The sequence below is a fragment of the Sphingomonas sp. RB1R13 genome (genome assembly GCF_036663775.1).
Taxonomy (GTDB): Bacteria; Pseudomonadota; Alphaproteobacteria; order Sphingomonadales; family Sphingomonadaceae; genus Sphingomicrobium.
Window position 1 is genome coordinate 539,537 of the sequence record NZ_JAXOJM010000002.1, and the last position, 23,970, is coordinate 563,506.

General features: G+C 64.8%; 24 protein-coding genes. 10 read left to right on the forward strand and 14 right to left on the reverse strand.

What is annotated here, in order from left to right; translation table 11 throughout:
- Window positions 1-180: 180 nt before the first annotated feature.
- The 5 genes from apaG to U1700_RS08835 all read right to left on the reverse strand — a co-directional run bounded on the left by apaG (window position 181) and on the right by U1700_RS08835 (window position 4,647).
- Window positions 181-573, reverse strand: coding sequence for a Co2+/Mg2+ efflux protein ApaG (gene apaG, locus U1700_RS08815; protein WP_332752289.1), 393 nt, complete (start codon window positions 571-573; stop codon window positions 181-183).
- Between the two features lie 90 nt (window positions 574-663).
- Window positions 664-1,395, reverse strand: a complete 732-nt coding sequence (recO, locus tag U1700_RS08820) for a DNA repair protein RecO (protein ID WP_332752002.1) — start codon at window positions 1,393-1,395, stop codon at window positions 664-666.
- A gap of 12 nt (window positions 1,396-1,407) precedes the next feature.
- The gene (uvrC, locus tag U1700_RS08825; protein WP_332752004.1) at window positions 1,408-3,333 is read right to left on the reverse strand and encodes an excinuclease ABC subunit UvrC; all 1,926 of its coding nucleotides are present in this window, start codon (window positions 3,331-3,333) and stop codon (window positions 1,408-1,410) included.
- A 221-nt stretch (window positions 3,334-3,554) separates the two neighbouring features.
- Complete coding sequence (locus U1700_RS08830; RefSeq protein ID WP_332752005.1) at window positions 3,555-4,049, reverse strand: hypothetical protein; 495 nt, start codon at window positions 4,047-4,049, stop codon at window positions 3,555-3,557.
- A 58-nt stretch (window positions 4,050-4,107) separates the two neighbouring features.
- Window positions 4,108-4,647 (reverse strand): type 1 glutamine amidotransferase domain-containing protein, encoded by a 540-nt coding sequence (locus U1700_RS08835; RefSeq protein ID WP_332752006.1) that lies wholly within the window; start codon window positions 4,645-4,647, stop codon window positions 4,108-4,110.
- A 97-nt stretch (window positions 4,648-4,744) separates the two neighbouring features.
- Between U1700_RS08835 and U1700_RS08840 the strand changes: the two genes are divergently transcribed.
- Window positions 4,745-5,746, forward strand: coding sequence for a DNA topoisomerase IB (locus U1700_RS08840; RefSeq protein WP_332752008.1), 1,002 nt, complete (start codon window positions 4,745-4,747; stop codon window positions 5,744-5,746).
- 31 nt (window positions 5,747-5,777) lie between these two features.
- Window positions 5,778-6,875, forward strand: a complete 1,098-nt coding sequence (locus U1700_RS08845) for a mechanosensitive ion channel family protein (RefSeq protein WP_332752009.1) — start codon at window positions 5,778-5,780, stop codon at window positions 6,873-6,875.
- Here U1700_RS08845 and U1700_RS08850 read toward each other — a convergent pair.
- Window positions 6,872-7,921 carry a M23 family metallopeptidase gene (locus U1700_RS08850; RefSeq protein WP_332752010.1) on the reverse strand — a complete coding sequence of 350 codons (1,050 nt, stop codon included), beginning with the start codon at window positions 7,919-7,921 and terminating at the stop codon, window positions 6,872-6,874. The two genes, U1700_RS08845 and U1700_RS08850, sit on opposite strands and share 4 nt — an antisense overlap.
- A gap of 117 nt (window positions 7,922-8,038) precedes the next feature.
- Here U1700_RS08850 and U1700_RS08855 point away from each other — a divergent pair, with 117 nt between their 5' ends.
- From U1700_RS08855 to U1700_RS08870, 4 genes are all read left to right on the forward strand, one after another.
- Window positions 8,039-8,494: a MaoC family dehydratase gene (locus U1700_RS08855; RefSeq protein ID WP_332752011.1), complete on the forward strand. Its 456-nt coding sequence runs from the start codon at window positions 8,039-8,041 to the stop codon at window positions 8,492-8,494.
- A gap of 26 nt (window positions 8,495-8,520) precedes the next feature.
- Complete coding sequence (locus U1700_RS08860; RefSeq protein ID WP_332752012.1) at window positions 8,521-9,705, forward strand: acetyl-CoA C-acyltransferase; 1,185 nt, start codon at window positions 8,521-8,523, stop codon at window positions 9,703-9,705.
- Window positions 9,706-9,784: 79 nt separating this feature from the next.
- Window positions 9,785-10,420 carry a glutathione S-transferase family protein gene (locus U1700_RS08865; protein ID WP_332752014.1) on the forward strand — a complete coding sequence of 212 codons (636 nt, stop codon included), beginning with the start codon at window positions 9,785-9,787 and terminating at the stop codon, window positions 10,418-10,420.
- 145 nt (window positions 10,421-10,565) lie between these two features.
- Window positions 10,566-11,519: a sterol desaturase family protein gene (locus U1700_RS08870; protein WP_332752016.1), complete on the forward strand. Its 954-nt coding sequence runs from the start codon at window positions 10,566-10,568 to the stop codon at window positions 11,517-11,519.
- Between the two features lie 389 nt (window positions 11,520-11,908).
- On the opposite strand, the gene trxB is transcribed toward U1700_RS08870, so the two are convergent.
- On the reverse strand, window positions 11,909-12,877 hold the full coding sequence (gene trxB / locus U1700_RS08875; protein ID WP_332752018.1) for a thioredoxin-disulfide reductase: 969 nt from the start codon (window positions 12,875-12,877) through the stop codon (window positions 11,909-11,911).
- A gap of 101 nt (window positions 12,878-12,978) precedes the next feature.
- On the opposite strand from trxB, the gene U1700_RS08880 reads away from it, so the two are divergent.
- Window positions 12,979-13,230: a glutaredoxin domain-containing protein gene (locus U1700_RS08880; RefSeq protein ID WP_332752020.1), complete on the forward strand. Its 252-nt coding sequence runs from the start codon at window positions 12,979-12,981 to the stop codon at window positions 13,228-13,230.
- Window positions 13,231-13,318: 88 nt separating this feature from the next.
- Here U1700_RS08880 and U1700_RS08885 read toward each other — a convergent pair whose 3' ends face one another.
- The 7 genes from U1700_RS08885 to tpiA form a co-directional block, all read right to left on the reverse strand.
- The gene (locus U1700_RS08885) at window positions 13,319-13,468 is read right to left on the reverse strand and encodes a lmo0937 family membrane protein (protein ID WP_332752022.1); all 150 of its coding nucleotides are present in this window, start codon (window positions 13,466-13,468) and stop codon (window positions 13,319-13,321) included.
- A gap of 66 nt (window positions 13,469-13,534) precedes the next feature.
- Complete coding sequence (locus U1700_RS08890; RefSeq protein ID WP_332752023.1) at window positions 13,535-15,097, reverse strand: hypothetical protein; 1,563 nt, start codon at window positions 15,095-15,097, stop codon at window positions 13,535-13,537.
- A gap of 57 nt (window positions 15,098-15,154) precedes the next feature.
- Complete coding sequence (locus U1700_RS08895) at window positions 15,155-15,457, reverse strand: hypothetical protein (protein ID WP_332752024.1); 303 nt, start codon at window positions 15,455-15,457, stop codon at window positions 15,155-15,157.
- Between the two features lie 40 nt (window positions 15,458-15,497).
- Entirely contained in the window at window positions 15,498-17,129 is a 1,632-nt protein-coding gene (locus tag U1700_RS08900; RefSeq protein WP_332752026.1) for a CTP synthase, read from the reverse strand.
- 283 nt (window positions 17,130-17,412) lie between these two features.
- Complete coding sequence (secG, locus tag U1700_RS08905) at window positions 17,413-17,817, reverse strand: preprotein translocase subunit SecG (protein ID WP_332752028.1); 405 nt, start codon at window positions 17,815-17,817, stop codon at window positions 17,413-17,415.
- 91 nt (window positions 17,818-17,908) lie between these two features.
- On the reverse strand, window positions 17,909-19,777 hold the full coding sequence (locus tag U1700_RS08910) for a CocE/NonD family hydrolase (RefSeq protein ID WP_443025921.1): 1,869 nt from the start codon (window positions 19,775-19,777) through the stop codon (window positions 17,909-17,911).
- Between the two features lie 90 nt (window positions 19,778-19,867).
- Window positions 19,868-20,599, reverse strand: a complete 732-nt coding sequence (gene tpiA, locus U1700_RS08915; RefSeq protein ID WP_332752030.1) for a triose-phosphate isomerase — start codon at window positions 20,597-20,599, stop codon at window positions 19,868-19,870.
- Between the two features lie 114 nt (window positions 20,600-20,713).
- On the opposite strand from tpiA, the gene U1700_RS08920 reads away from it, so the two are divergent.
- The 3 genes from U1700_RS08920 to lexA all read left to right on the forward strand — a co-directional run bounded on the left by U1700_RS08920 (window position 20,714) and on the right by lexA (window position 23,968).
- Window positions 20,714-22,663, forward strand: a complete 1,950-nt coding sequence (locus U1700_RS08920) for a SurA N-terminal domain-containing protein (protein WP_332752033.1) — start codon at window positions 20,714-20,716, stop codon at window positions 22,661-22,663.
- Complete coding sequence (locus U1700_RS08925) at window positions 22,647-23,249, forward strand: anthranilate synthase component II (protein WP_332752035.1); 603 nt, start codon at window positions 22,647-22,649, stop codon at window positions 23,247-23,249. The genes U1700_RS08920 and U1700_RS08925 overlap by 17 nt, the downstream gene beginning before the upstream one ends.
- A 65-nt stretch (window positions 23,250-23,314) precedes the next feature.
- The gene (gene lexA, locus U1700_RS08930) at window positions 23,315-23,968 is read left to right on the forward strand and encodes a transcriptional repressor LexA (protein ID WP_332752037.1); all 654 of its coding nucleotides are present in this window, start codon (window positions 23,315-23,317) and stop codon (window positions 23,966-23,968) included.
- Window positions 23,969-23,970: the final 2 nt, after the last annotated feature.

Below are 23,970 nucleotides of genomic sequence, written 5' to 3' on the forward strand. Positions count from 1 at the left end.
GCTCGGCATCATCATCGGTGCCGTAATCCTTGGCATCGTCCTTGCTACCAGCAAGAATGGCCGTGGACGCGGTCGTGGTTTCAGCCCCAGCTGAGACATTCGATCTTTTGATCGGTACGAAACACCCGTCATGGCCCGTCCCTGGCGGGTTTTTTGTGTGCGCCGTTCAGGCGACAAGGATCACGCCGCCGGGCCGATCAGCGCGAAGGTCGGGATCACGACGTCGAACCAGTCACCATCTTCCTTCAGCATCGAATAGGAGCCACTCATGCTCCCGGTCGCAGTCGCCAGTGGGCATCCCGAAACATAATCGAAGCTTTCGCCCGGCGCGATCACCGGCATTTCGCCGACCACGCCCTCGCCGCTGACCAGCTGCACCGCCCCGCGTCCGTCGGTAATACGCCATTCGCGCGCCATCAGCTGCACGGGCTCACGCCCGCCATTCTCGATGCGGATATGATAGGACCAGAACCACCGCCCCGCCGAGGGGTCCGACTGGTCGGCAAGATAGCTGACCGCGACCCGGACGATGATGTCCCCGGTGCTGCTGTGATAGGGAAACAGGATCGCCAGCGAGGCGGTGGTCGGGGAACGGCTCATCGCGAAACGCTAGGCGAGTGCCGCCCACGCGACAACTGCCAGTCGCACACAAGCGCATGATCCCTACCCCGCCGCGCGCTCCATTCGCTCGACCAGCCGAGCCCTCGCCTCGCCGATCGGCGCCGCGCGATCGGTCACCACGTCGCGCATCAGGAAATGCCCGGTTAACGCCAGCCCGTCGATGATATCGGGCAACCCCGCCGCCCCGCCCTCGACCAGGAAGCGCGGCAAGGGCAGCAGCTTGCCCGCGAACGGCGCCGCCTCCGCCCGACTCACCGCCCGCCCCGACCGCGGACTGACCGCGACCAGATCCCCGGCCGCCCCACTCATTGCGCATTGCTCAAGGTCGAGCCCAAACCCCAGTTCGGCCAGCAGCATCAACTCGTACAGCACCAGCGCCGCGCCCCACCCGCTCGCCGCTGGCGCCGCCTCGATTGCCGCCAGCAACCCGTCGAGCGCATCATGGAGTCGCGGATAGGGCTGCCCCTCGGGCAGCGCGGTCGCGGTCAGCGCGCTGACCCATTCTATCGCCGCCGCCGGCAACGGCTCGGCGAGCAGCGGCGCCCGACTGTGGGTCAGCTCGATCTCGGCATGTGCCAGCTGCTCCTCGCTTCGTGCCGACAGCCGCACCTCGACCAGATTGCCCGCGATCAACACCGGCCGCATCCGCCGCCCGCGCGCACCGCGCACATAGGCCGCCTGCAACCCCGCCCCCGGCGTCATCATCCGCACCACAGCGCCATGCTCGCCATGCTGTCGCAGCGACAGGATGATCGCGGGCGTGGTCAGCCGCAATGGCCGCGCCCCTCACGCATTGGGATGGAAATAATCATGCAGCTGGCGCGCCGTGCCCTTGCTGATCCCCGGCGCCCGCTCAAGATCCTCCAGCGCCGCCCCCTTGACCGCTTTCGCCGTCCCGAAATGCATCAGCAGCGCCCGCTTCCGGTTGGGCCCGATCCCCGGCACCTCGTCCAGCGTGCTGGTCGTCAGCGACTTCGCCCGCTTCGCCCGGTGAGTGCCGATGGCAAAGCGGTGCGCCTCGTCGCGTAGCCGCTGCATGTAAAACATCAGCGGCGCATTGGGCGCCAGGCTGATCTCGCGCCCGTCGGGAAAGTGAAAAATCTCGCGCCCGTCGCGACCATGGAACGCCCCCTTGGCGATGCCGATTATCGGCACGTCATGAACGCCCGCGCTCTCCATAATCTCGCACACCGCCGACAATTGCCCCTTGCCACCGTCGATCAGGATGAGATCCGGCCACTCCCCCGTGGACCGATCGGGATCCTCCTTCTCCAGCCGCGCGAACCGCCGCTCCAGCACTTCGCGCATCATCCCAAAATCATCCCCCGGGGTAATGTCCGACTTGATGTTGAACTTGCGGTAGGCATTTGTCCGGAATCCCTCGGGCCCGGCGACGATCATCGCCCCGGTCGCATTGGTCCCCATGATATGGCTGTTGTCATAGACCTCGATCCGCTTGGGGATGTCGGGCAGTTCGAACGTATCGGCCAGTTCGCGCAGCAATTTGCCCTGCGTCGTTCCCTCGGCCAGCCGCCGCTCGAGCGCTTCCTCGGCATTGCGCGTGGCCTGCTCGACGAGCTTCTTGCGGTCCCCGCGCTGGGGCCGCTCGATCGACACCTTGTGCCCCGCCCTCTCGCCCAGCGCATCGGTCAGCAGCTCGGCTTCCTCTAGGTCGCGGTCGACCAACAACCGCTTAGGCGGCGGCATATCTTCGTAAAACTGGACCAGAAATGACGTTAGCACTTCGTCCTCGGGCACTTCGTTGGTGTGCGCCGGGAAGAAGCTACGATGACCCCAATTCTGCCCGCCACGAATGAAAAAGGCCTGGATGCACATCTGCCCGGCACTGCTCGCCAGCGCAAAAATGTCGGCATCGCCCAGTCCTTCGGCATGAACCGTTTGGCTCCCCTGGATATAAGTCAGCGCGCGCAACCGGTCGCGATAGACCGCCGCCAGCTCATAATCCTGCGCCTCGGCGGCCGCGGCCATCGACTTGCCCAGCCGCGCCTGGACCCCGGTCGACTTGCCGCTCAGGAACTGCTTGGCGTCCTCAACCAGCTCGGCATAGGCAGCCTCCTCGATCCGCCCGACGCACGGCGCCGAACAACGCCGGATCTGGTAGAGCAAACACGGTCGCGATCGGTTGGCGAAGAAACTGTCCGAACAGCTCCGCAGCAAAAATAGTTTCTGCAACGCGTTGAGCGTCCGCGTCACCGACCCCGCGCTTGCGAACGGCCCATAATATTGCCCCTTCGCGCGCCGCGCCCCGCGATGTTTCTGGACCCGCGCGAAGGCGTGATCCTCGCGCAGCAGGATGAACGGGAAGCTTTTATCATCGCGCAGCAGCACATTATACGGCGGCCGGAACCGCTTGATCAGCTGCGCCTCCAGCAACAGCGCCTCGGCCTCGGTCCGGGTCGTGACGATCGTCATGCCCCGTGTCTGGGCGATCATCCGTTGCAATCGCTTCGACAGCCGCGCGACCTGGGTATAATTGGTTACCCGTTGCTTTAGCGCACGCGCCTTGCCGACGTAGAGCACGTCGCCGCGCGCATCCTGCATCCGGTACACTCCGGGCCGCGCTGGCAATGTCTTGAGCACATTGCGGATCGCCGCGACCCCGGCCTCGATGTCAGGCGCCTCAGCCCCACCGCGCACAGTACAGGTTGCCTTGTCCTCGTTGAACCTATTCTGATCGCCGGGGTTCGTCACGAAGGCGATCTAGGGACTTCCCCCCTCAACCGCCAGTGGTCAAGTTTTTGTAGCGAAGAACCGTGCCGATCGTACTCTACAAAATCCACTAATTATGCGATTGGCGCGAGCTTCGTGGCCGACATCGTCGGTAAACGCGGCGAGCATTCCCCGGGAAACTCGACCGAGCTGCTCGTCGAGGCACTGACAATAGTAGCCTGAGAAAGCTGGAGCCGGCGACGCTATCCTTGGCGAAGCGAGCGACGCAGGTCGGCGAGCGCTTCGAACAGGGCGTCGCTCGCATCGGGGACTGCATGCGGCGCCGTCCCGGGTACGGGCGGCGCCGGATGCGCCGTCAGATGCGCCGCAATCCGCTCCTGCAACTCACCCGCGGTCGGCACTTCGTCGGCCCCGAACAGGCTCACGACGCGGCGCGCGACTAGATTAATCTCCACCGGCTGGTCCAGGATCAGCACATCGTCGTCGGTGGCTTCGGGTTCCGCGAGCTTGATCGCCTCGAACGCCACCGCGCCAATCGCGAACTCGGGCAGCGCCAGCCGCGCCGTCCCGCCGCCCGCGCCGCGCACGAACAGCCAGCCCAGCACGCCGCCGACCAACGCCACGCCCACCACCACCGGCTGCCGCGCCTCGACCAGCATCGGGGTCGCGATCCATGCTGACACCGCGCCGCCAAGCGCCAGTGCCAGCGCTCCGCCAAGCTCCGCCGCGCGTTCCATTTGCTCTATTGCCGCCCTGCCCATCGCCCTGCCCTAGCGCGCAAAGCTTGGCGGACCGTTAAACTCGCCCCACCAAATCGATCATCGCCGCAGTGAACGCTGCCACATCATCGGGCGATCGGCTGGTCACGATCATCCCGTCGGTCACTGCCGCCTCGTCGACCACTATCCCCCCGGCATTGCGCAAATCGGTCAGGATCGACCGCCACCCCGTGACCCGCCGCCCGCGCAACACATCGGCCTCGACCAGCAACCACGGCCCGTGACAGATCGCCCCGACCGGCTTGCCCGCCGTCACGAACGCCCGGACTAGCGCCACCGCCTTGGCGTCGCCCCGTAGCGCATCGGGGTTGATCACACCGCCGGGCAAGATCAGCGCATCATGCTCCGCCACCACGACATCCCCGATCACCATGTCCGGGCGGATCGTCCGCCCCGGATCGTCAATCACCGTCGCCTGGATCGGCGCCAGTGTCGGCGACGCCAGCGCCACCTTCGCGCCCCGCTCCATCAGGATCGCGCGCGGCCCGAACAGCTCGCTTTCCTCGAACCCGCTGGTCGCCATGATCAAGAAACGCGCTCCGTCGATTGCCGTCACTTGTCGCTCCTCGCCGGCCAGGCGGAACTTCGCCCCTGCCCCGTCATTACGCCCCCGAACCCTATCTCACGCCACACTTTTCAGGAAAGTGCATAAATTGCGCCATTCCAACGCCAGCGCCCCGGGCATCACTCGCAGCAAGCAAAAGCTCGGCTGGGCTTATTACGCCCCCGACGGCACGCGCATCACTGACCGCGAGGAGATTGATCGGCTGAACAAGGTCGCCCTCCCCCCGGCCTACACCGACGCCTGGTACTGCCCCCATCCCGACGGCCATCTGCAAGCCACCGGGATCGACGCCCGCGGCCGCAAGCAATATCGCTATCATGATGATTTTCGCGCCCGCCGCGACAAGTCGAAGTTCGGCACGATGATCGAATTCGGCGCCGCCTTGCCCAAAATTCGCAAGCGCGTCGAGGCGGACCTCAAGCGGCGTGCGCTCGGTCGGGACACCGTCCTCGCCGCCGTCGTCCGCCTGCTCGACACCCAGTATATTCGTATCGGCAACGAACAATACGCCCGCTCGAACAAAAGCTTCGGCGCCACCACCCTGCGCAACCGCCACCTCGTCAAGCAGGGCGGCAAGCTGCGGATGAAGTTCACCGGCAAGCATGGCATCGTCCACGAAGTCGCCGTCACCGACGCCAACCTCAAGCGAATCGTCACCAAGTGCCAGGATCTCCCGGGGCAGAACCTCTTCCAGTACCTCGGCGACGACGGCGAGCCTCACGCCATCACCTCCGCCGACGTCAACGCTTACATTCGCGACGCCTCGGGGGGAGAATATACCGCCAAGAGCTTCCGCACGTGGGGTGCCAGCGTCATTGCCTTCGAACAGATGCTCGACAAGGAGGAAGGCGCCCGCCTGTCGGTCAAGACGATGGTCGAGCCCGTCGCCGAGGCGCTCGGCAATACTGTCGCGATAAGTCGCAAGGCCTATGTCCACCCGCGCTTGATCGAAGCCGTCCAGGCCGATCCGCGCAACGCACTGGCGGGGGCCAAAATCCCGCGCGGTCGCCGCTGGCTGTCGAGCGCAGAAGCCGGACTGATCGCCTATCTGAAGTCGAAACCCAAGCGCCGGAAACCCGCCAAGGCTTGATCCGCTTCGCCGCACCCGCCACACGCCGCCAATGACCTACTTCACGCGAACCTATGACTGGTTCACCGCCAATGCCGACGCGCTGCTGATCGGCGGGATCGTCGCCGCGCTGCTCGTCCTTGCCATGCTGGCCCTGCGCTGGCTCGGCGGCAAGATGGTCGCGCGCGATCCCCGCGGTCACCACTGGAAGGGCGTCGTCGGCCGGGTCCTGTCCAGGACCTCGATCTGGTTCATGGTCGCCGCCGCGCTCGATGTCGTCGCGCGCTATGCCGACATGCCGCCTCGGCCCGAACATCTCTTCTACGCCTTGTTCACCATCGCCGCCGCGCTTCAGGCTGCGGTCTGGGCGCGCGAATTGATCCTTGGCGTCGTCCACCGCAATGCCGGCGAGGATCCCGGCGGCTCGACCCTCGGCAGCGCCACCGCCGTCATCCGCGTGCTGGTTTCGGTCGCGCTGTTCGGGCTCGCGCTGGTCGCCATCCTCGACAATCTCGGGGTCAACGTCACTGCGCTCGTCGCCGGGCTGGGCGTCGGCGGCATCGCCATCGGTCTCGCCGCGCAGGGCATTTTCTCCGACCTGTTTGCCGCGCTCGCCATCCTGTTCGACCGCCCATTCCGGCGCGGCGACACGATCCGTTATGACACGACCACCGGCACCGTCGAGCGCATCGGGCTCAAGACGACGCGCCTCCGCTCCCCCTCGGGCGAGCAGGTTGTCATGGCCAATACCAAGCTGCTCGAGCGCGAAATACACAATCTCGCCGAAGCCCATAGCCGCCGCGTCGCCATTCCCTTCGGCCTCGGCCTGCGCACGCCCCCCGCGCGCCTCGCCGACGTTGCCCCGATCGCCACCGTCGCCCTCGCCAGCGTCCCCGGCTGCACCCTCGTGCGGTGCGTCCTCGTCGGGATCGGCAGCTCCAGCCTGGACCATGAATTGCTCTACGACGACGACAGCCTCGATCCCGACGCCAACGCCGCGCGCAAGGCCAAGGTAATCGCCGCCCTCCTCACCGGCCTCGACAGTGCCGCCCTCCTCCTCGCCACCCCAACCCAGACCGCCTTCAGCGCAGCCCCTGACGGCACCTTGATCCTGCCTTGGGCGCCGACGACCGGACGGGGCGAGGCCTAATCGGCAATCACCATGTCGCCACTGTCGACGAAGCCGTTGGCAAAGGCGCCGCCGCCCGGACGCGCGATTCCGGTGAAGCGCGTCGGCACCCCCTCGCTTCGATCATTGGGCCCGTCCATTCTTTGAAAATGGAGATGCGGGAACAGTGCCGATCCCGACGCTCCAACCCTGGCGATGGCTTCGCCGGTCCTCACCCGCGCGCCGATCTTGGGGACCACGCTTCCCTGCTGGACATGCCCATACATCGAAAAACTGCCGTCATCATGAGCGATGACCACGTAATTGCCGTACATCGCGTTGGGGATGGCGACCGTCGCGACATCGAAATTGCGGTCGTCGGCCTGGTCTTCGCGCAGCGCAACGACGCGGCCGGGGCCAACGCTTCGCACCGGGGCACCGAACGATGTCCAGTTGGCGTTGACGTCCTCGTTGCCGGTTGACCTCCTGCCTTCGGCATCGACCAAGATCAGGTCCATGCTGTAACGTGCCGCGATGCTTGCGAACCCCGCCCCCGCCAGCACTGGGTGAACATAATTCCAGCGCCGATGATGCGATGCAAAATCATGTCCGTCCCATACCAGCGTGCGCCCCTTGAGCGGAAAGGCGAAGCGTCGCACGGGTTCGGCGCGCGGCGTCATACTGACGGGCAGCACCAGCCGCTTTTCTCCTGGCCCCTGGAAGGTCAGCCGGTAATCGAGCCGGGCCGGATGGACGTCCGCAGCAAACCGCGCCAGCGGGTTGAAGATGAGCAGGCTCTTGCCCGCCGCTACAATCCGCTCGGTGACCAGATTGATGCTTGGCGATGTGCCGTTTTGATTAAGCTCCTTGCGCTGGATCAACCGCCCTCTGGGGTCGCGCACGTCTAACGCCAGTTCGACTAATTCCCACGCCGCGTTGCCGCTGTTGCGGATCAGAAGATCGCCATCCACTTCGACCCCGCTCGCGCCAAGCTCGGCATAAGGATGAAGCGGCCGCGGATCGGCGGTGAGCTCCAGGACAGGCGGCGCGGCGGCGACGGCGGCGGCGACAATAAGCAGGAACATCATATCTCCAGACTGTATTGCATCAATAATACACTGCTTCGTGCGACGGTCAACCCGCGCTTCCGTAGCGTCGCCTGCCGGGGGCTTGTCAGGGGCTTTGCGCCGCGCCTAGGACAGCCCATGCCCATCGCCACTCTCGACCAGATCCGCGCAAAAATCGGCACCGACATCGGCACCTCCAACTGGATCACTGTCGACCAGTCGCGCATCCAGGCCTTCGCCGACGCGACCGAGGATCAGCAGTTCATCCATGTCGACCCGGCCGCCGCCGCCCACACCCCGTTCGGCGGCACCATCGCCCACGGCTTCCTCTCGCTATCGTTGCTCAGCCGAATGGCCGCCGACGTCATGATGTCCCCCGACAATCTCAAGATGGCGGTCAATTACGGCCTCGACCGGGTCCGCTTCATCGCCCCGGTCCGTTCAGGCAAGCGCGTGCGCGGTCAGTTCACCCTCGACAGCCTTGACGAAAAAGCCCCCGGCCAAATCCTCACCCGCCACACCGTCACCGTCGAAATCGAAGGCGAGACCAAGCCCGCGCTGACCGCGCAGTGGCTCGGCCTGCTGTTCGTCTGACCACAAGAAATATCAGGAGAGAGAATATGTCCGTTCGTGACGCCGTCATCGTTTCCACCGCCCGCACCCCCATCGGCCGCGCCTATCGCGGCGCGTTCAACGCCACTCCGTCGCCGACCCTCGCCGCCCACGCCATCCGTGCCGCCGTCGAGCGCGCCGGGGTTGCTCCGGCCGATATCGAGGACGTCGTCATGGGCGCCGCGCTGCAACAGGGCGTCCAGACCACCATCGGCCGCACTGCAGCCCTGCGGGCGGGTCTCGGTGTCGGCGTCGCCGGCCTGTCGATCGACCGCCAGTGCGCCAGCGGCCTCGTCGCCATTGCCACTGCTGCCAAGCAGGTCATCGTCGACCGCATGGACGTCTGCGTCGCCGGCGGGGTTGAGAGCATCTCGCTGGTCCAGACCGGCGAAATGCGCGTCGGCGCTGACCCCGAGCTGCTCGCCATGCACAATGGCGTCTATATGCCGATGATCGACACCGCCGAAGTCGTCGGCAACCGCTACGGGGTCAGCCGCGAGCGTTGCGACGAGTATGCCCTGCAATCGCAGCAACGCACCGCCGCCGCGCAGGCCAACGGGACGTTCGCCGACGAGATCATCCCCGTCACCGCCACCATGGGCGTCAAGGACAAGGAAACCGGCGCCGTCTCGATGCACCAGGTGACGATCGAAAAGGACGAGGGCAACCGTCCCTCGACCACGCTCGCCGACCTCCAGAAGCTCCAGCCGGTGCGCGGCACGCCCGAAAACATCATCACCGCCGGTAACGCCAGCCAGCTTTCCGACGGCGCCTCGGCCTGCGTCATCATGACCAGCGCGATGGCCGCCGAGCGCGGGCTTACCCCGCTCGGCCGCTACCTCGGCATGGCCGTCGCCGGAACCGAGCCTGACGAAATGGGCATCGGCCCGGTCTATGCCGTCCCCCGCCTGCTCAAGCGCTTCGGCCTGCAAGTCGCCGACATCGGCTTGTGGGAACTCAACGAGGCGTTCGCGGTCCAGGTCCTCTATTGCGCCGACACGCTCGGCATCCCGATGGACAAGCTCAACGTCAACGGTGGCGCCATCTCGATCGGCCACCCCTACGGTATGTCGGGCGCCCGTCTCACCGGCCACGCCCTCCTCGAAGGCAAGCGCCGCGGCGTGAAGCATGTCGTCGTGACGATGTGCGTCGGCGGCGGCATGGGCGCGGCGGGATTGTTCGAGGTTCTCTAATCCCGGCGGTGAACGGCGATCCTCCGCCCTCGCCGAATCGAGCAGCACGCTTGTTCGGTCCATCGAAAGGCCATGCCCCATGATCGTCGTTCACCACCTTGGAGTTTCGCAGTCCGACCGAATCGTCTGGCTGTGCGAGGAACTCGGCCTCGACTATGAACTGGTTCGCCACGAACGCGATCCGGTCACCCGGCTCGCCCCGCCGTCCTACCGCGCCCTCCATCCCTCGGGGACCGCACCCGTCATCACCGATGGCGATCTGACGCTGGGCGAATCCGCTGCGATCATCGAATATCTGGCGCGCAAATATGGCGGTGGTCGGCTGTTCGTCTCGCCCGACGAGCCCAATTTCGCCGACTTCCTCTACTGGTTCCACTTTGCCAATGGCTCGATGATGCCGTCGGCCATGATGCCGATGGTGGTCAGGATGGTCACCGGGGGCATCGACAAGCCCACGTTCGCGTCAGAGCGTCTGGAACGCAATTACGCCATGCTGGAAGGCCGCCTCGGCGTGGTGCCGTGGCTTGCGGGGGACGACTTCACCGCCGCCGACATCATGATCGCCTTCCCGCTGACGACGATGCGGCTGTTCTCGCCCCGCGACCTTTCGTCTTATCCCAACATTCGCGCCTATCTTGCCCGCATTGCCGCACGCCCGGCATTCACGCGGGCAATGCACCTCGCCGATCCGGATCTGGTCTTGCCGATGGCCTGACCGGCCCCGGCTGCGCACTGGGTTTGCTGCGGGCGATGGGGCGGGAATTGACAATAATGCCCTCGTGGGACCGTGTTAAATTTAGTACAACGTGTATTTGGTAACTAAATGCTGCACCCGGCGTTGAGCCGCCTAGAGTAAGCATTTGATCACCCGCCTTTTCCCTCACATCCCGCAGTTCCTCGTCGCCTGGGGGGTCTTCGTCGCGTGCGGGCTGATCTATTATGTTATCCGCCAGGTCCGCTCGGGGGCCCGCTTCAGTCTCAAATCGCTTTACCACCAGATTATCCCGTTCGACGTCCGATCAGAACGAAGCTTTCACGCCGATATGAAAGTCTATGCGATCGACAGCTTCACGGGGGTGCTTTTTGCTGCCCCCGGATTGTTGTTGACCGGTGCGATCGGCTTGGCGGTCTATCGCCGCATGTCCGATCTGGTCGCACTGCCAACGGCCAGTTTTCCGCTTGTGGCGGCGCCGGCCTGCGCCATGATCATGTTTGTCCTGGCCGAATTGTCGGACTGGTTTTTCCACTATCTCGAACACAAGGTTCCCGAACTGTGGGAGCTTCACAAGCTCCACCACGCTGTCGAGCTGCTCAACCCCTTCACCGCGCGTCGGCTTCACCCGGTGTCGCTGATCCTGAACGGGCTTGCACGCGGCCTGATCAGCGGCGTGCCAGCCGGGCTTCTGATGTTCATCTTCGGTATCACCATCGCCGAGATTTTGGCGCTTTCGCTGGTCGCCTCGAAGATTTTCTCGGTGACATCGCTCAATCCGCTCAAGCATTCACATCACCCGATCAGCTTCGGCCCCTTCGACCGCCTGCTGATAAGCCCCCATATGCACCAGGCGCACCACAGCCGGCTGGACGCGCACATCGACAAGAATTTCGGGACCAACCTGGCAGTTTTCGACTGGCTTTTTGGCACCGCACACCAGCCGCAGCCGGGCGAGTTGATCGAATTTGGACTTAGCGGCTACGACAGCACGCACCTCGAGGAATATTTCAGCCTGCGCGGAGCCTATCTGCAACCCCTGATCAACAGCGCCGCGCTATTCCAACGACGCATGGCCTCGCGCAGATATAGTCGCTCGTAGGACGCCCTGCTTCGCCGCCTGAAGCTGCACCGAATATCCCCCATCGATCGGCAGCATCATCCCAGTCACGAACTCCGCCGCCTCGCTTGCCAGGACACCACCGTCCGGCGCATACGTCCGCAAGACAATTTTTCACAAAAGCCTGTCCTACAGCAACCTGATTATGCTTGGCTTCTTCCATGCCAATTCGCGACATTCCCGGGCAAAGGTCACAGATGGACGGCGAAGGTCACACGCCGATGCCTGCTGTGCGCCCGCTATCCGCCGATCCACAGAGGGGAGCACGCCAAAAGGGCGCAACCCGCGGAATCGCGCCGCATTGTCTAGCGTGTCCAAAACGCCTTTCGCCCGGCGTCGCGACTCGGCAAGTCAGGCAGGTCTCCGCCAGATCACTCCGCTGCCTGAAGCTGCTCAAACTCCTGCGCCGCCAGAAACCGCTCGGCATCCAGCGCCGCCATGCACCCAGTCCCCGCTGCCGTCACCGCTTGCCGATACAGCTTGTCCATCACGTCGCCGCACGCGAATACGCCCTCGACGCTGGTCCGGGTCGACCCTGTCTCGACCGCGATATAACCGTCGCTGTCGAGGTCCAGCTTGCCCGTGAACAGCTCGGTCGCCGGATGATGCCCAATCGCGACGAACGCGCCGTCGACCTCCAACCGCGAGATCGCCCCGGTCCGCACGTCGCGCAAATCGAGCCCGACCAGCGCCTCGGGAGTCCCCCCAGCGACGAACTCGGCAACTTCGCTGTGCCAGATGACCTTGATCCCGGGATGCGCGAACAATCGGTCCTGCAAGATCTTCTCGGCGCGCAAGCTGTCGCGGCGATGGATCAGCGTGACGTCATGGCTGTGGTTGGTCAGGTACAGCGCTTCCTCTACTGCGGTATTGCCGCCGCCGATCACCGCGACCTTCTTGCCTCGATAGAAAAAACCGTCGCAGGTCGCACAGGCCGACGCGCCCTTGCCCTTCATATGCTCTTCGGATGGCAGCCCGAGCCACTTGGCCTGCGCCCCGGTCGCGATGACCAGCGTGTCGCACGTGTAGATCGTCCCGCTGTCCCCCGTCAGCCGGAACGGCCGCTGGCTGAAATCGACGTCCGAAATATGGTCCCACTCGAAGCGCGTACCCACATGCTCGGCCTGCGCCTGCATTTCCTCCATCAGCCACGGCCCCTGGATGACGTCGCGGAAACCGGGATAATTTTCGACATCGGTGGTGGTGGTCAGCTGGCCGCCGGGCTGGATTCCCTGGACGACCACCGGGCTCATCCCCGCGCGCGCAGCATAGATGGCGGCGGTAAGGCCGGCGGGGCCCGATCCGAGGACGAGCAATCGAGTGGAAATGGTCTTGGTCATGGGCGGCATTTAGGGATGGCGTGCGCTCGCCGCAATCGCCAAGCGGAACTTCGCCGCGTGACAATCGCTCGGCCCTGACCATCCCCATCGGAGAACCGCAAATGGCCGAAAAGCAAGCCACCCTCTACCGCATGGTTCTCGATAACCATGAATGCCCGTTCGGCCGCCGCGCCAAGGAAATGCTCGAGGCGGCAGGATATGAAATCGACGAGCATATCCTCGCCATGCGCGAAGACGTCGATGCCTACAAAGCCAAAGAAGGCGTCTCGACCACTCCGCAAGTGTTCATCGACGGTGAGCGCATCGGCGGCAGCGACGCGCTGGAAGCCTATCTGGCAAAACAGGAAGCATAAACGTCACCCCGGACTTGATCCGGGGCCTGCCTTCATCTTTTTGCAAAAAGAAGACGGGTCCCCGGTCAAGCCCGGGATGACGGTTGCGCTACACCACCCGCCGACCGCGAATGAAGTGAAGCACGAGCACGACGATCCCGATCAACAGCAGGATGTGGATCAGCGCCCCGCCGAGATGGACCACGAAAAATCCAAGCAGCCACAGGACAATCAGGATGATGGCAATGGTCGCGAGCATGGGCGCATTCCTTTCGCGTTGATGTACGCCGACAACCGCCGCCCGCTCGAAGCGTTCCGTCGCCCCTTATTCCAGCCGGAAACGAAGGAAGCCCATCGCTCCCGTAGGGTTCCGGCCGCCATAGGCGGCCGCCAGCGCTTGCGGCACGAAATTGACCGACACCAGCCCGCCGATCCCGACGCTGACATGCTCGGCAACCCTGACGTCGCGGATCAGCCCGAGGCTCGCCTTACCGACCGTATAGGCCGGGCCATGCTCGACCGACGCGACCAGCTCGCGGTTCTGGGTCACCTCGCCGCGCCCGAACAGCGTCCAGCCCTGGCGCTTGACCGACGCTTCGGCGGCAAAGGCATCGTCGCTCTTCCCGTCGATCGTCTTGCGACCCCATGCCAGCGTCGTCGCCAGCCTGTATCCCGGCGCAATCTCATCGGCGAACAGCACACTCGCAGACAGCCGTTTCTGGTCGACCCCGGGTTCGAGCTGCTCGGCATCCTTGAACTTTGCCCAGCTCCCCTGCAGCGCCAGCGTCCGCGTCGGATTCCACGACAGCCGCACCGCCGTCGAATCTAGGGGTCCGGTCTCGATATTATACCGAAACTGATCGGGCTCGCGGGCATTGAACCGGCTCACCTCGACCTTGGCCCGCCCCACCACCAGCCCCGCAGTTAGCACCCCGAAACTGATATGGGTCGAATCGAGCCAATGATGGGTGATCGGCGCCTCGGGCGAATCGAGGATCGCCTCGCGGTGCATGAACGCCGGCGGGCCAAACGCCGGCTCCCCGGGCAGCCCGCCATAAAGAAAGACCGACGCCCCCTTCCCGATCGGCTGGGACACGCTGGCCGACAATTCCATGAACAGGTCGTGCGGATGCTGGCGATCGACCAGCCGGTTCATCCCGTCCGCCGTCTCGCCCGACGCCAGCAGCAGCGGATAGCCCGCCTTGCCCATCAATGGATCGGGGCTGAGCATCGCCTTGAACTGCAACATCCCGTTGCCCAGCGGGCGCTGCGCCATTCCCATCACCATCCCCGACACGAACAGCTTGTCGTCCCCGCGAGGGCTCCCCTGGCTGTCCGCGACCAGGTTGATTGTCGAATGCACCATCAGCATCCACGGTCCGGCCTGCCTCATCAGCCCCTGGTGCTGCGACGCATCGGGCTGCCACGCCGTCCCCGACGCCTCGCGCGTCCCCGGATAAGCGCCCAGCGCGCCCGCCATCGAATGCACCATCCCGGACATTGCGCCATGCTCCGCTTCGGGCATTGCGCCATGCTCGGTCGCGGCAGGCATCGCCATCCCCGGCATCACCGAATGATCGACCGGCGCCGCACCAGCGGAGGGCGGCGCGCCATGAACCATCGTGGTCCCGTCGGGCATCACCATCGCCGGCATCGGCTCGACTGGCCTGGCTACCACGCGCCGCCTCGCCACCGTCGCCTTGCGCACCGGCTTCGTGGCGACATCTTTCTTGGCCACGCCCTGTTTCTTGGGCGCGACCTTTTTCACAATCGCCTTCTTCGCGGGCATCGCCATCCCGGGCATTTCCATTCCGGCCATCGACTGGGCGGCGGCTGCGGTCGTGAAGGCAGGCAGCGTCAGCGCGCTTGCCGCCAAAAGCATCTTCAACAATGTAATTCTCCATTATCCACCAAGGCGTGCCGTCGGGCACGCAATTGCAGCGGGTCAGGCGGTTCGTGGAGGACGAAGCTCGATTTGAGGGCGCGCGATCAAAACCAGAACCGGCACGACCCCAACCGGTGTCTCGGGCGCCATCCTGACCGGCTCGGCAACTTCGGCCACTTGGTCGGGCAGCGACGGCATCGCCGATGCACCGCATTGACGCTCGCCGGTGACGTCGTTGTTCGGACCGTCGTGATGCGCCGCCATTGATGCGCAATGCTCGGCGACAACGGGCACCGCCATCGCCGGAGCGACCGGGCCGATCACCAGCGCCAGCAGCGCGAACAGGGCGAGGAACAAGCGCAAGTTCCAGAGATAGGGCTCGAGGCGCCCCATCACAACCGCGTCAGACCAAACGACTCTGCTTCAGTGCCGCGCCGATGAACCCGGCGAACAGCGGATGCGGGTTGAACGGGCGGCTCTTGAGCTCGGGGTGAAACTGCACCCCGATGAACCACGGATGGTCGGGCCGCTCGACAATTTCGGGCAATGTCCCGTCGGGCGACGTCCCCGAAAAGATCAGCCCGCCCTGCTCCAGTGCCTCGCGATAATGAGTGTTGACCTCATAGCGATGGCGGTGCCGCTCGCTGATTTCAGTCGTGCCGTAAATCGACGCGACCTTGCTGTTTCCGCCCAGCGTCGCGGGGTATGCGCCCAGCCGCATCGTGCCGCCAAGGTCACCCCCGGCGGCGCGCTGCTCGAGCCCCTTTTCGCTCATCCACTCGGTGATCAGCCCGACCACCGGTTCGTCGGTCTCGCCGAACTCGGTTGTCGATGCGCCCGATATTCCGGCGGTATTGCGCGCCCCCTCAATGCACGCCATCTGCATCCCCAAGCAGATGCCGAAGAACGGCACGTCGCGTTGGCGCGCGAATTTCACCGATGCAATCTTGCCCTCGCTGCCGCGCTCGCCGAACCCGCCCGGTACCAAAATCCCGTGGACCGACTCCAGCTCGGCGGCAAGCTCGGCGCTGTCGCCCTCGAACAATTCGGCGTCCAGCCAGCGGATATTGACCTTGATCCGGTTGGCCAGCCCGCCATGGACCAGCGCCTCGCGCAGTGACTTGTAGGCATCGGGCAGCCCGACATATTTGCCGACCACGCCGATCGTGACCTCACCCTCATGATGGTCGAGCCGGTCCATAATGTCTTCCCAGCGGCTGACATCGGGCTGCGGCGCCTCGATGCCAAACACCTTGAGGACTGCGTCGTCGAGCCCTTCGGCATGATAACGCAGCGGCACATCATAGATCGACCGCGCGTCGAGCGCGGGGATCACCGCCGACACCGGCACGTTGCAGAACAGCGCAATCTTCTCGCGGTCGCTTTGCGGCAGTGGCCGGTCGCAGCGGCACAGCAGCACATCGGGCTGGATGCCAAGGCTGGTCAGCTCGCGCACCGAATGCTGCGTCGGCTTGGTCTTGAGCTCGCCCGCCGCCGCGATCCACGGCACCAGCGTGGTATGGACCGACACCGTCCGGTCGCGGCCAAGGTCGTTGCGCAGCTGGCGAAGCGCCTCGATGAACGGCAGGCTTTCGATGTCGCCGACCGTGCCGCCGACCTCGCAGATGATGAAGTCGATTCCGTCGGTCTCGCTGAGCGCGAATTCCTTGATCGCGTTGGTGACGTGCGGGATGACCTGCACCGTCGCGCCAAGATAGTCGCCGCGCCGCTCGCGGGTGATGATGTCGCGATAGATTCGCCCGGTGGTGATATTGTCCGACTGCTTGCCGTCGACCCCGGTGAAGCGCTCGTAATGGCCCAGGTCGAGGTCGGTCTCGGCGCCGTCGTCGGTGACGTACACCTCGCCATGCTGATAAGGCGACATCGTCCCCGGATCGACGTTGAGATAAGGATCGAACTTGCGGATGCGAACGGAGAATCCACGCGCCTGGAGAAGCGCGCCGAGCGATGCGGCGAGCAGGCCTTTTCCAAGTGAGGAGACCACGCCGCCGGTGACGAATATATACCGGGTCATGGGAGGATAGCCTTAGGGATAGGGGGGCGCGGGTGGCAAGCGCGCGAATCAGATTTATTCCAAACCGGGCAGCTTAAACTGTCCCTGTTTGCGCGGCCCTCTCGCGATACGATTTTGCTGTCCTACAGCCGGGCAGACCTGTCACAGGGGCGATGCCGATTCGTCGGCAACGTTCTTTTCAAAGATCGATTCAATTTTTCTCCGGGGACTGGCCGAGGAAAACATCGTCACGAGCACGAACATGTGTGAACATTCGCCCGTCTAAATACTGATAAGTTCTTGATTACTGGGTAGGAACCACAGGAACCGAGCCCTTGGCCGGCAACTGGCCCGCCGCCGTCTGCTTGGCATTCGGGACGCCGCCGGTCTCGGCCGGGGGCACGGGCCGCTCGCCGAACGCCGGAGCCGGGCCGGTCGGGATCGTCTGCTGCCTAACCAGCGAGGTATCGACCTTGGTCGGTCCTGCGGTCGCCCCCGCGATCGCCGCGAGCAGAATCGACAGGACGATGAACAGCGCGCCCAGCACCGAGGTCGCCCGGGTCAGGAAATCGGCCGCACCGCGCGCGGTCATGAAGCCCGACGACGACCCTCCGACGCCAAGCCCGCCGCCTTCCGACCGCTGCATCAGGATCGTCGCGACCAAGCTGGCGGCGACGAGCGTCTGGACGATGAGCAGGAACTTGAACATGGAACGGCTTTCAACGGGATGGAGGCGCGCAGATAGCGCCGAGCGCCCGATTGTTCAACGGCCCGACTACTTAACGGATAGTGTCGGACGCCTATCCGCCGCTCACCACCGGCAACGCTACATAGCTCGCCTGTCCCGGCGCGTGATAGACACGCTGGGTCGCCTTCACATAGTCCGCCGGCTTGGCGAAGAAGATGTTGGGGACATAGGTCTGCGGATTGCGGTCGTAGAGCGGGAACCAGCTCGACTGGACCTGGACCATGATCCGGTGACCCGGCAGGAAGACATGGTCGGCGGTCGGCAGGTCCAGCTTATACTCGACCACCTGGTTCGACGGGATCGGACTCGGCCTCGCCGGGTCGTCGCGGTAGCGGCCACGCAAGATGTCCATGCCCACGCCCAGCTCGTAACCGCCCATTTCGGGCTTGAGCGGATACTGGTCGGGATAGACATCGATCAGCTTGACCACCCAGTCGCTGTCGGTCCCGCTGGTCGACGCAAACAGGTGCGCCACCGGCTGGCCGGCGATATGCACCGGGGCTGTCAACACCTCGCTTGTGTAGCTCAGCACATCGGTCCGGCCCGACGCGAAGCGCTGGTCGTCGACAAGCCACTTCGACCAGGTCGATCCTTCGGAATAAGGCGCGGCATTGGGCCGGTTGCGATAAGTTACCGGCTTGGCCGGGTCTGAGACATATTCGTCATATCCAGCGGCGCCCGGTGCGAAAGACAGGGCGGAGTTAGCCGTGAGGTAAAGCGGCTTCAGTCCCTGCGCTAACGGCCAGCTCGAGTAGGTGCGCCAGGCATTGGTCCCGGTCTCGAACACCGACACCGCCGGTGTCGCCACCGCCGGACCATTGTCCTTCAGGTTGGCATCAAGGAACGGGATCATTGTGCCCGTCCGGAACGCCTTGGCGGTATCGAAGCCATAGTCGAGCACGCCCAGCGACGACGCCTCGCGATTGGCCTCGCCATGATACCACGGCCCCATCACGAAATGCGCGTTGGGGCTCGCCTTGACCGCCGCATAGGCCGCCGGCGCGCCATAGATATCCTCCTGGTCCCACTGCGAATCGACGAACAGGGTCGGCACGGTCAGCGGCGAACGGGCAAGGATCTTGTCGACCGCCTGGCCCTGCCAGAAAGCATCGTAAGCGGGATGCTGGGTCAGCCGCTTCCAGAACGGCAGCTGGTCCATGCCCATCGCCGTGCCATAGGCTCCGGCGGATCCGTAATGCATGAAGGTCGCATAATCGTCGCGGCGGTTGCTGAACCACTCTTCGCCGCTGTCGGTCTTGGCGGTCTGGCCGTAGACATAGCTCATCATTTCCTGGCGGAAGGCGCCGTTGTGGAACCAGTCGTCGCCCTTCCACACATCAACCATCGGATTGATCGGCACCGCCGCCTTCAACGCCGGATGCGGGTTGACCAGGCTCATCAGCACCGTGAACCCGTCATAGCTGGTCCCGATCGTGCCCACCCGGCCGTTTGACTCGGGGACGTTCTTCACCAGCCAGTCGATCGTGTCATAGGCGTCGGTCGAATGATCGACCTTCGTATTGTTCAGCGGCCCGACGATTGGCCGGTTCATCACATAGTCGCCCTTGGAACCATACTTCCCGCGGACGTCCTGCGCGACCATGATATATCCGGCATGGGCCAGCTCGGCGTAGCCCGGGAACAGTGCATCCTCCAGCTGAGGCCCGCCGCCGCCGCGCGCCATCAGCTTGCTTGCCGAGTAGGGCGTGCGGTCGAGCATCATCGGCGCGAGCTTCGATCCGCGCGGGATCAGAATCACCGTGTGCAGCTTCACCCCGTCGCGCATCGCGATCATGACGTCGCGTTTCACATAAGAAAAGCTGTCCTTGACCGGCACGAACGTCGCGGGAATGTCACCGCCTTTGGGAAAGACCATGTCCTGGGCAGCGGCGCTGGCGGAGATCAGCGACAGTGCGGTCATCGCGGCGAACAGCTTCAGTCGGGTCAATGTCTTACTCCGCTTGTTACAGTGGCAACCTGTGCGTCGCTGATTGTCGGCTGGCAAGAGCGATCAGGCAGCGGCCGCCGCCTCGACGATCGGCAGGAAATCGGCCGCGGTCAGGCTCGCCCCGCCGACCAGCGCGCCATCGACGTTGGGAATCGCGAAAATCTCCGCCGCATTGCCCGGCTTGACCGACCCGCCATAGAGCAGGCGCACCCGGGCGCCCGCCTCGCCATAAGCCGCCACGAGCCGCTCCCGCAGCGCCGCGTGCATGTCACCAATGTCCTGAAGCGATGGCACCAGTCCCGTTCCGATCGCCCAGATCGGCTCATAGGCGACCGCCGTCGGCGGGATCGGCGTGAGCGAAGCGTCGAGCTGGGCCGAGACCGTGACGACCGCCCTCCCCGCCTCGCGCACGTCGCGGGTCTCGCCGACGCAGATGATCACTTCCAGCCCTGCCGCCATCGCCGCGATCGCCTTGGCCGCGACCACCGCATCGGCCTCGCCATGCCCATCGCGCCGCTCGCTGTGGCCGACGATGGTGAAACTGGCGCCGGCATCGTGCAGCTGGTGCGCCGCCACGTCCCCGGTGAAAGCGCCGGCGGCCTCGATATGGACATCCTGGGCACCTATGGTAAAGCCCGGCACGGCGCGCGCCGCCCGCTCGATCAGCGTCGCGGGAAGGCACAAGACGACGTCGACCCCGCGCGGCACGGCGGCCGCGATCTGGACGATTTCGGCAATGCTTTGGGCAGTCCCGTGCATCTTCCAATTGCCTGCAACGAGCTTGCGATGTTCCATTTGATCCTCCGTATGTCATTGCCGCCTAGCAAGACCTCCGCCTTGCGCCAATCGCCCGTCCCGCCCTAAAGCCGCCCTTTCAACTTCCCAGCGTTCGCAAGAGGCCCCCGCGTCATGCTCGACAGTTTCCGCCGCCTGTCCAAGTCCAAGATCGGCACCGGCATATTGGTGCTCGTCCTCCTGCTCATCCTCGGCAGCTTCGCGATGGGCGACATCAACTCGATCAAGGGCGCGAATTTCGGGCTCGGATCGACCACGCTCGCGAAGGCCGGCGACGAGGAAGTCAGCGATCGCGACATCACCGAGGCGATGGACCGCGCGCTCAACCAGCTGCGCCAGCAGAACCCGGCTGCGACCTATGCCGACCTCGCCCCGCAATTTAATCAGATCATCGATTCGATCATCCAGGCGCGCTCGTTGAGTGCCTTTGCCAGGGACAATGGATTTGTCCTGTCGCAGCGGCTGGTCGGGGCTGCGATTGCCCAGATCCCCGCCACGCGCGGGCTTGACGGAAAATTCTCCGATGCCTCCTATCGCCAGTTCCTGGGCCAGCAGCGACTGACCGACGAAGGCCTGCGCCGCGTGCTGGGCCAGCAGATCATCCAGCAGATGTTCCTTGCCCCCGCCGCCGCCAACGCCCGCCTCACGGTCGGGCTCGCCGCGCCTTACGCGTCGATGCTGCTGGAGGAACGCGAGGGCGAACTGGCGATCATTCCGGTCAGCGCCTTCACCGCCGGCCTTGCCCCGACCGACGCCCAGCTTTCCGCTTATTACGCCACTAGCAAGGCGCGCTATACCGTGCCCGAGCAGCGCAGCCTGCGGATCGCCCGCTTCGGCCAGGCACAGGCCGTTGCCACGCCACCCTCGGCGCAGGAAATCGCGACCTATTATACCGCGCACCAGGCCGATTATGGCGCCAGCGAGACTCGCGTCCTGAGCCAGGCCGTTGTCGCCGATGCCGCCGCCGCCAATGCACTTGCCGGTCGCGCCAGGACCAGCCCCTTCGCCGCTGCAGCCCAACCCGCCGGGCTCAGCAACGCAGACGTCTCGGTCGGCCCCCAGACGCTCGCCCAGTTCACCGAGCTGGCCGGCGCCAAGGTTGCCAGCGCGGTGTTTAATGCCACGGCCAAGCCGGGGGCAATCGTCGGCCCGATCAAGTCCGATCTCGGCTACCACATCGTCCGCATCGAGAGCATCAAGGCGAGCGCGGGCAAGAGCCTGGCCGCCGCCACGCCCGAAATCATCGCGAAGCTATCCGTCGACAAGCGCAAGGATGCCCTCAGCGACCTGGTTGACCGGATCCAGACCGAGATTGAGGATGGCGGCAGTTTTGCGGATGTCATCGCGCGCAACAAGCTGGCGGTGGTCGAAACCCCGCTCATCACCGAACAGGGCAAGCAGCTCGGCAACCCTGCCTTCACCCTTCCACCCGAGCTTGGCGGGGCGCTCAAGTCGGGCTTCGAACTGACCGCAAACGACAAGCCGGTGGTTGAAACGCTGCCCGCCGACGCTGGATTTGCGCTGGTCTCGGTCGGCCAGACCGTTGCTTCTGCGCCCGCGCCGCTGGCCCAGATCCGCGCCCGCGTCGCGGCCGACTGGACTACCCAGCAGGGCCTGGCGCGCGCCAAGCTTGCCGCCGAGGCGATCGCGGCCAAGGTCGCCGGTGGCCAGAGCTTCGCCCAAGCAATCGCCGCCGCCGGGGTCAAGCTGCCTCCCGCCTCGCCGATCCACGCCCGCCGTGCCCAGCTTCAGCAGGCCCCGCCGCAAATCCTTCCGCCGCTCAAGATGCTGTTTAGCCTCGCCCAGGGCCGCAGCCGGATGGTCGCGATGCCTGACGCCAATGCCTTTGCTGTCATCCGCGCGGTCAAGGTCATCCCCGGCAATGCGCTCAACCAGCCCGCGCTGATCGCGCAGGTCCAGGGCCAGTTCCAGGAAGGCGCGTCGCAGGAACTGGCTGACCAGTTCCTCAAAGCGGTCCAGGCCAAGGTCGGGGTGGTACGCAACGAGGGCGCGATTGCGGCGACCCGCCAGCGGCTCGTCAACCCGGGTGCGGCCGCGCAATAAGCGCATGTCCGCCCGGCTGTTGATGGTCGACTATGACGACAGCTTTACCTTTATGCTGGTCGACCTGCTGCGCGTCGCCGGGGCGCAGGTCAGGGTCGTGCGTGCAAGCGAGATCAGCGTCGGCGACGCAATGGCCGACGATGTCGACGGCATCATCTTGTCCCCAGGTCCAGGCCATCCGCGGGACGCGCCGACCGCCATCGCCATCGCTGCCGCCTGCATCAGCGCCGGGCGTCCGCTGCTCGGCATATGCCTCGGCCACCAGGCGATCGCCCTAAGCGGTGGCGGAACGATCCGCCGGGTTCGCCCGGTTCATGGCATGAGCAACGCGGTCAATCACCACGGCGCGGGATTGTTTGCGGGACTTCCAGCGCGGTTCAATGCCACGCGCTACCACAGCCTGGCGGTCGATATTCTGCCCCGCGAATTTACTGCAAACGCGTGGAGCGACGATGGCACGATCATGGGCTTCAGCCATCATACGGCGCCAATACACGGGCTTCAGTTCCACCCCGAAAGCATTGCCAGCGAATATGGTCCGGCGCTCGTCGGGGCGTTTGTCGGCGTGGCTGAAAAGGGCGCTTGACGCGGTCGGCGACGTTGCCTACACGTTCCGTATCTGTTCTTACTGGAACCTTAGAGGACGCGCCCATGCTCACCGCCAAGCAGCATGAACTTCTCAGCTTCATCAATCATCGCCTGGGCGAGACCGGGATCAGCCCGAGCTTCGACGAGATGCGCGAGGCACTTGAGCTAAAGTCGAAGTCGGGAGTTCACCGGCTGATTTCGGCGCTCGAGGAACGGCAATTCATCCGTCGGTTGCCTAATCGTGCGCGCGCGCTCGAAATTTTGAAGATGCCCGATCTCGCGGTCGCGAAGCCCGCGCCGATCGTTGCGCCAACGCGGATCCGCGCAGCGGCGAATGACCTTATCGAAATTCCAATGCACGGCCGGATTGCGGCGGGAACGCCGATCGAGGCCTTGCAGGGTACCGAAGCGTTCGCAGTGCCCGCCGCACTGCTCGGGCCGGGCGAACATTATGCGCTCGAAGTGTCAGGCGATTCGATGGTCGAGGAAGGCATACTCGACGGCGACTATGCGCTCATCCGAAAGGTTGACACGGCGCGCGAGGGGGAGATTGTCGTGGCCCTGATCGATGCCGCCGAGGCAACGCTCAAGACATTCCGCCGTGAAGGCCAGATGATCCGCCTCGATCCGGCCAATCGACATTATCAAGCCCAGCGTTATCGTCCCGAGCAGGTCCAGATCCAGGGCCGGCTGGCGGGCCTGATCCGGCGCTACTGAGG

Excerpts from the sequence above, each read along its gene's own strand:
- U1700_RS08830 (WP_332752005.1), bottom strand. The coding sequence starts at position 4,049 with ATGGAACGCGCGGCGGAGCTTGGCGGAGCGCTGGCACTGGCGCTTGGC.
- U1700_RS08845 (WP_332752009.1), top strand. The coding sequence starts at position 5,778 with ATGACCTACTTCACGCGAACCTATGACTGGTTCACCGCCAATGCCGAC.
- U1700_RS08850 (WP_332752010.1), bottom strand. The coding sequence starts at position 7,921 with ATGATGTTCCTGCTTATTGTCGCCGCCGCCGTCGCCGCCGCGCCGCCT.
- U1700_RS08855 (WP_332752011.1), top strand. The coding sequence starts at position 8,039 with ATGCCCATCGCCACTCTCGACCAGATCCGCGCAAAAATCGGCACCGAC.
- U1700_RS08860 (WP_332752012.1), top strand. The coding sequence starts at position 8,521 with ATGTCCGTTCGTGACGCCGTCATCGTTTCCACCGCCCGCACCCCCATC.
- U1700_RS08865 (WP_332752014.1), top strand. The coding sequence starts at position 9,785 with ATGATCGTCGTTCACCACCTTGGAGTTTCGCAGTCCGACCGAATCGTC.
- trxB (WP_332752018.1), bottom strand. The coding sequence starts at position 12,877 with ATGACCAAGACCATTTCCACTCGATTGCTCGTCCTCGGATCGGGCCCC.
- U1700_RS08880 (WP_332752020.1), top strand. The coding sequence starts at position 12,979 with ATGGCCGAAAAGCAAGCCACCCTCTACCGCATGGTTCTCGATAACCAT.
- U1700_RS08885 (WP_332752022.1), bottom strand. The coding sequence starts at position 13,468 with ATGCTCGCGACCATTGCCATCATCCTGATTGTCCTGTGGCTGCTTGGA.
- U1700_RS08900 (WP_332752026.1), bottom strand. The coding sequence starts at position 17,129 with ATGACCCGGTATATATTCGTCACCGGCGGCGTGGTCTCCTCACTTGGA.
- secG (WP_332752028.1), bottom strand. The coding sequence starts at position 17,817 with ATGTTCAAGTTCCTGCTCATCGTCCAGACGCTCGTCGCCGCCAGCTTG.
- U1700_RS08910 (WP_443025921.1), bottom strand. The coding sequence starts at position 19,777 with ATGACCGCACTGTCGCTGATCTCCGCCAGCGCCGCTGCCCAGGACATG.
- tpiA (WP_332752030.1), bottom strand. The coding sequence starts at position 20,599 with ATGGAACATCGCAAGCTCGTTGCAGGCAATTGGAAGATGCACGGGACT.
- U1700_RS08920 (WP_332752033.1), top strand. The coding sequence starts at position 20,714 with ATGCTCGACAGTTTCCGCCGCCTGTCCAAGTCCAAGATCGGCACCGGC.
- lexA (WP_332752037.1), top strand. The coding sequence starts at position 23,315 with ATGCTCACCGCCAAGCAGCATGAACTTCTCAGCTTCATCAATCATCGC.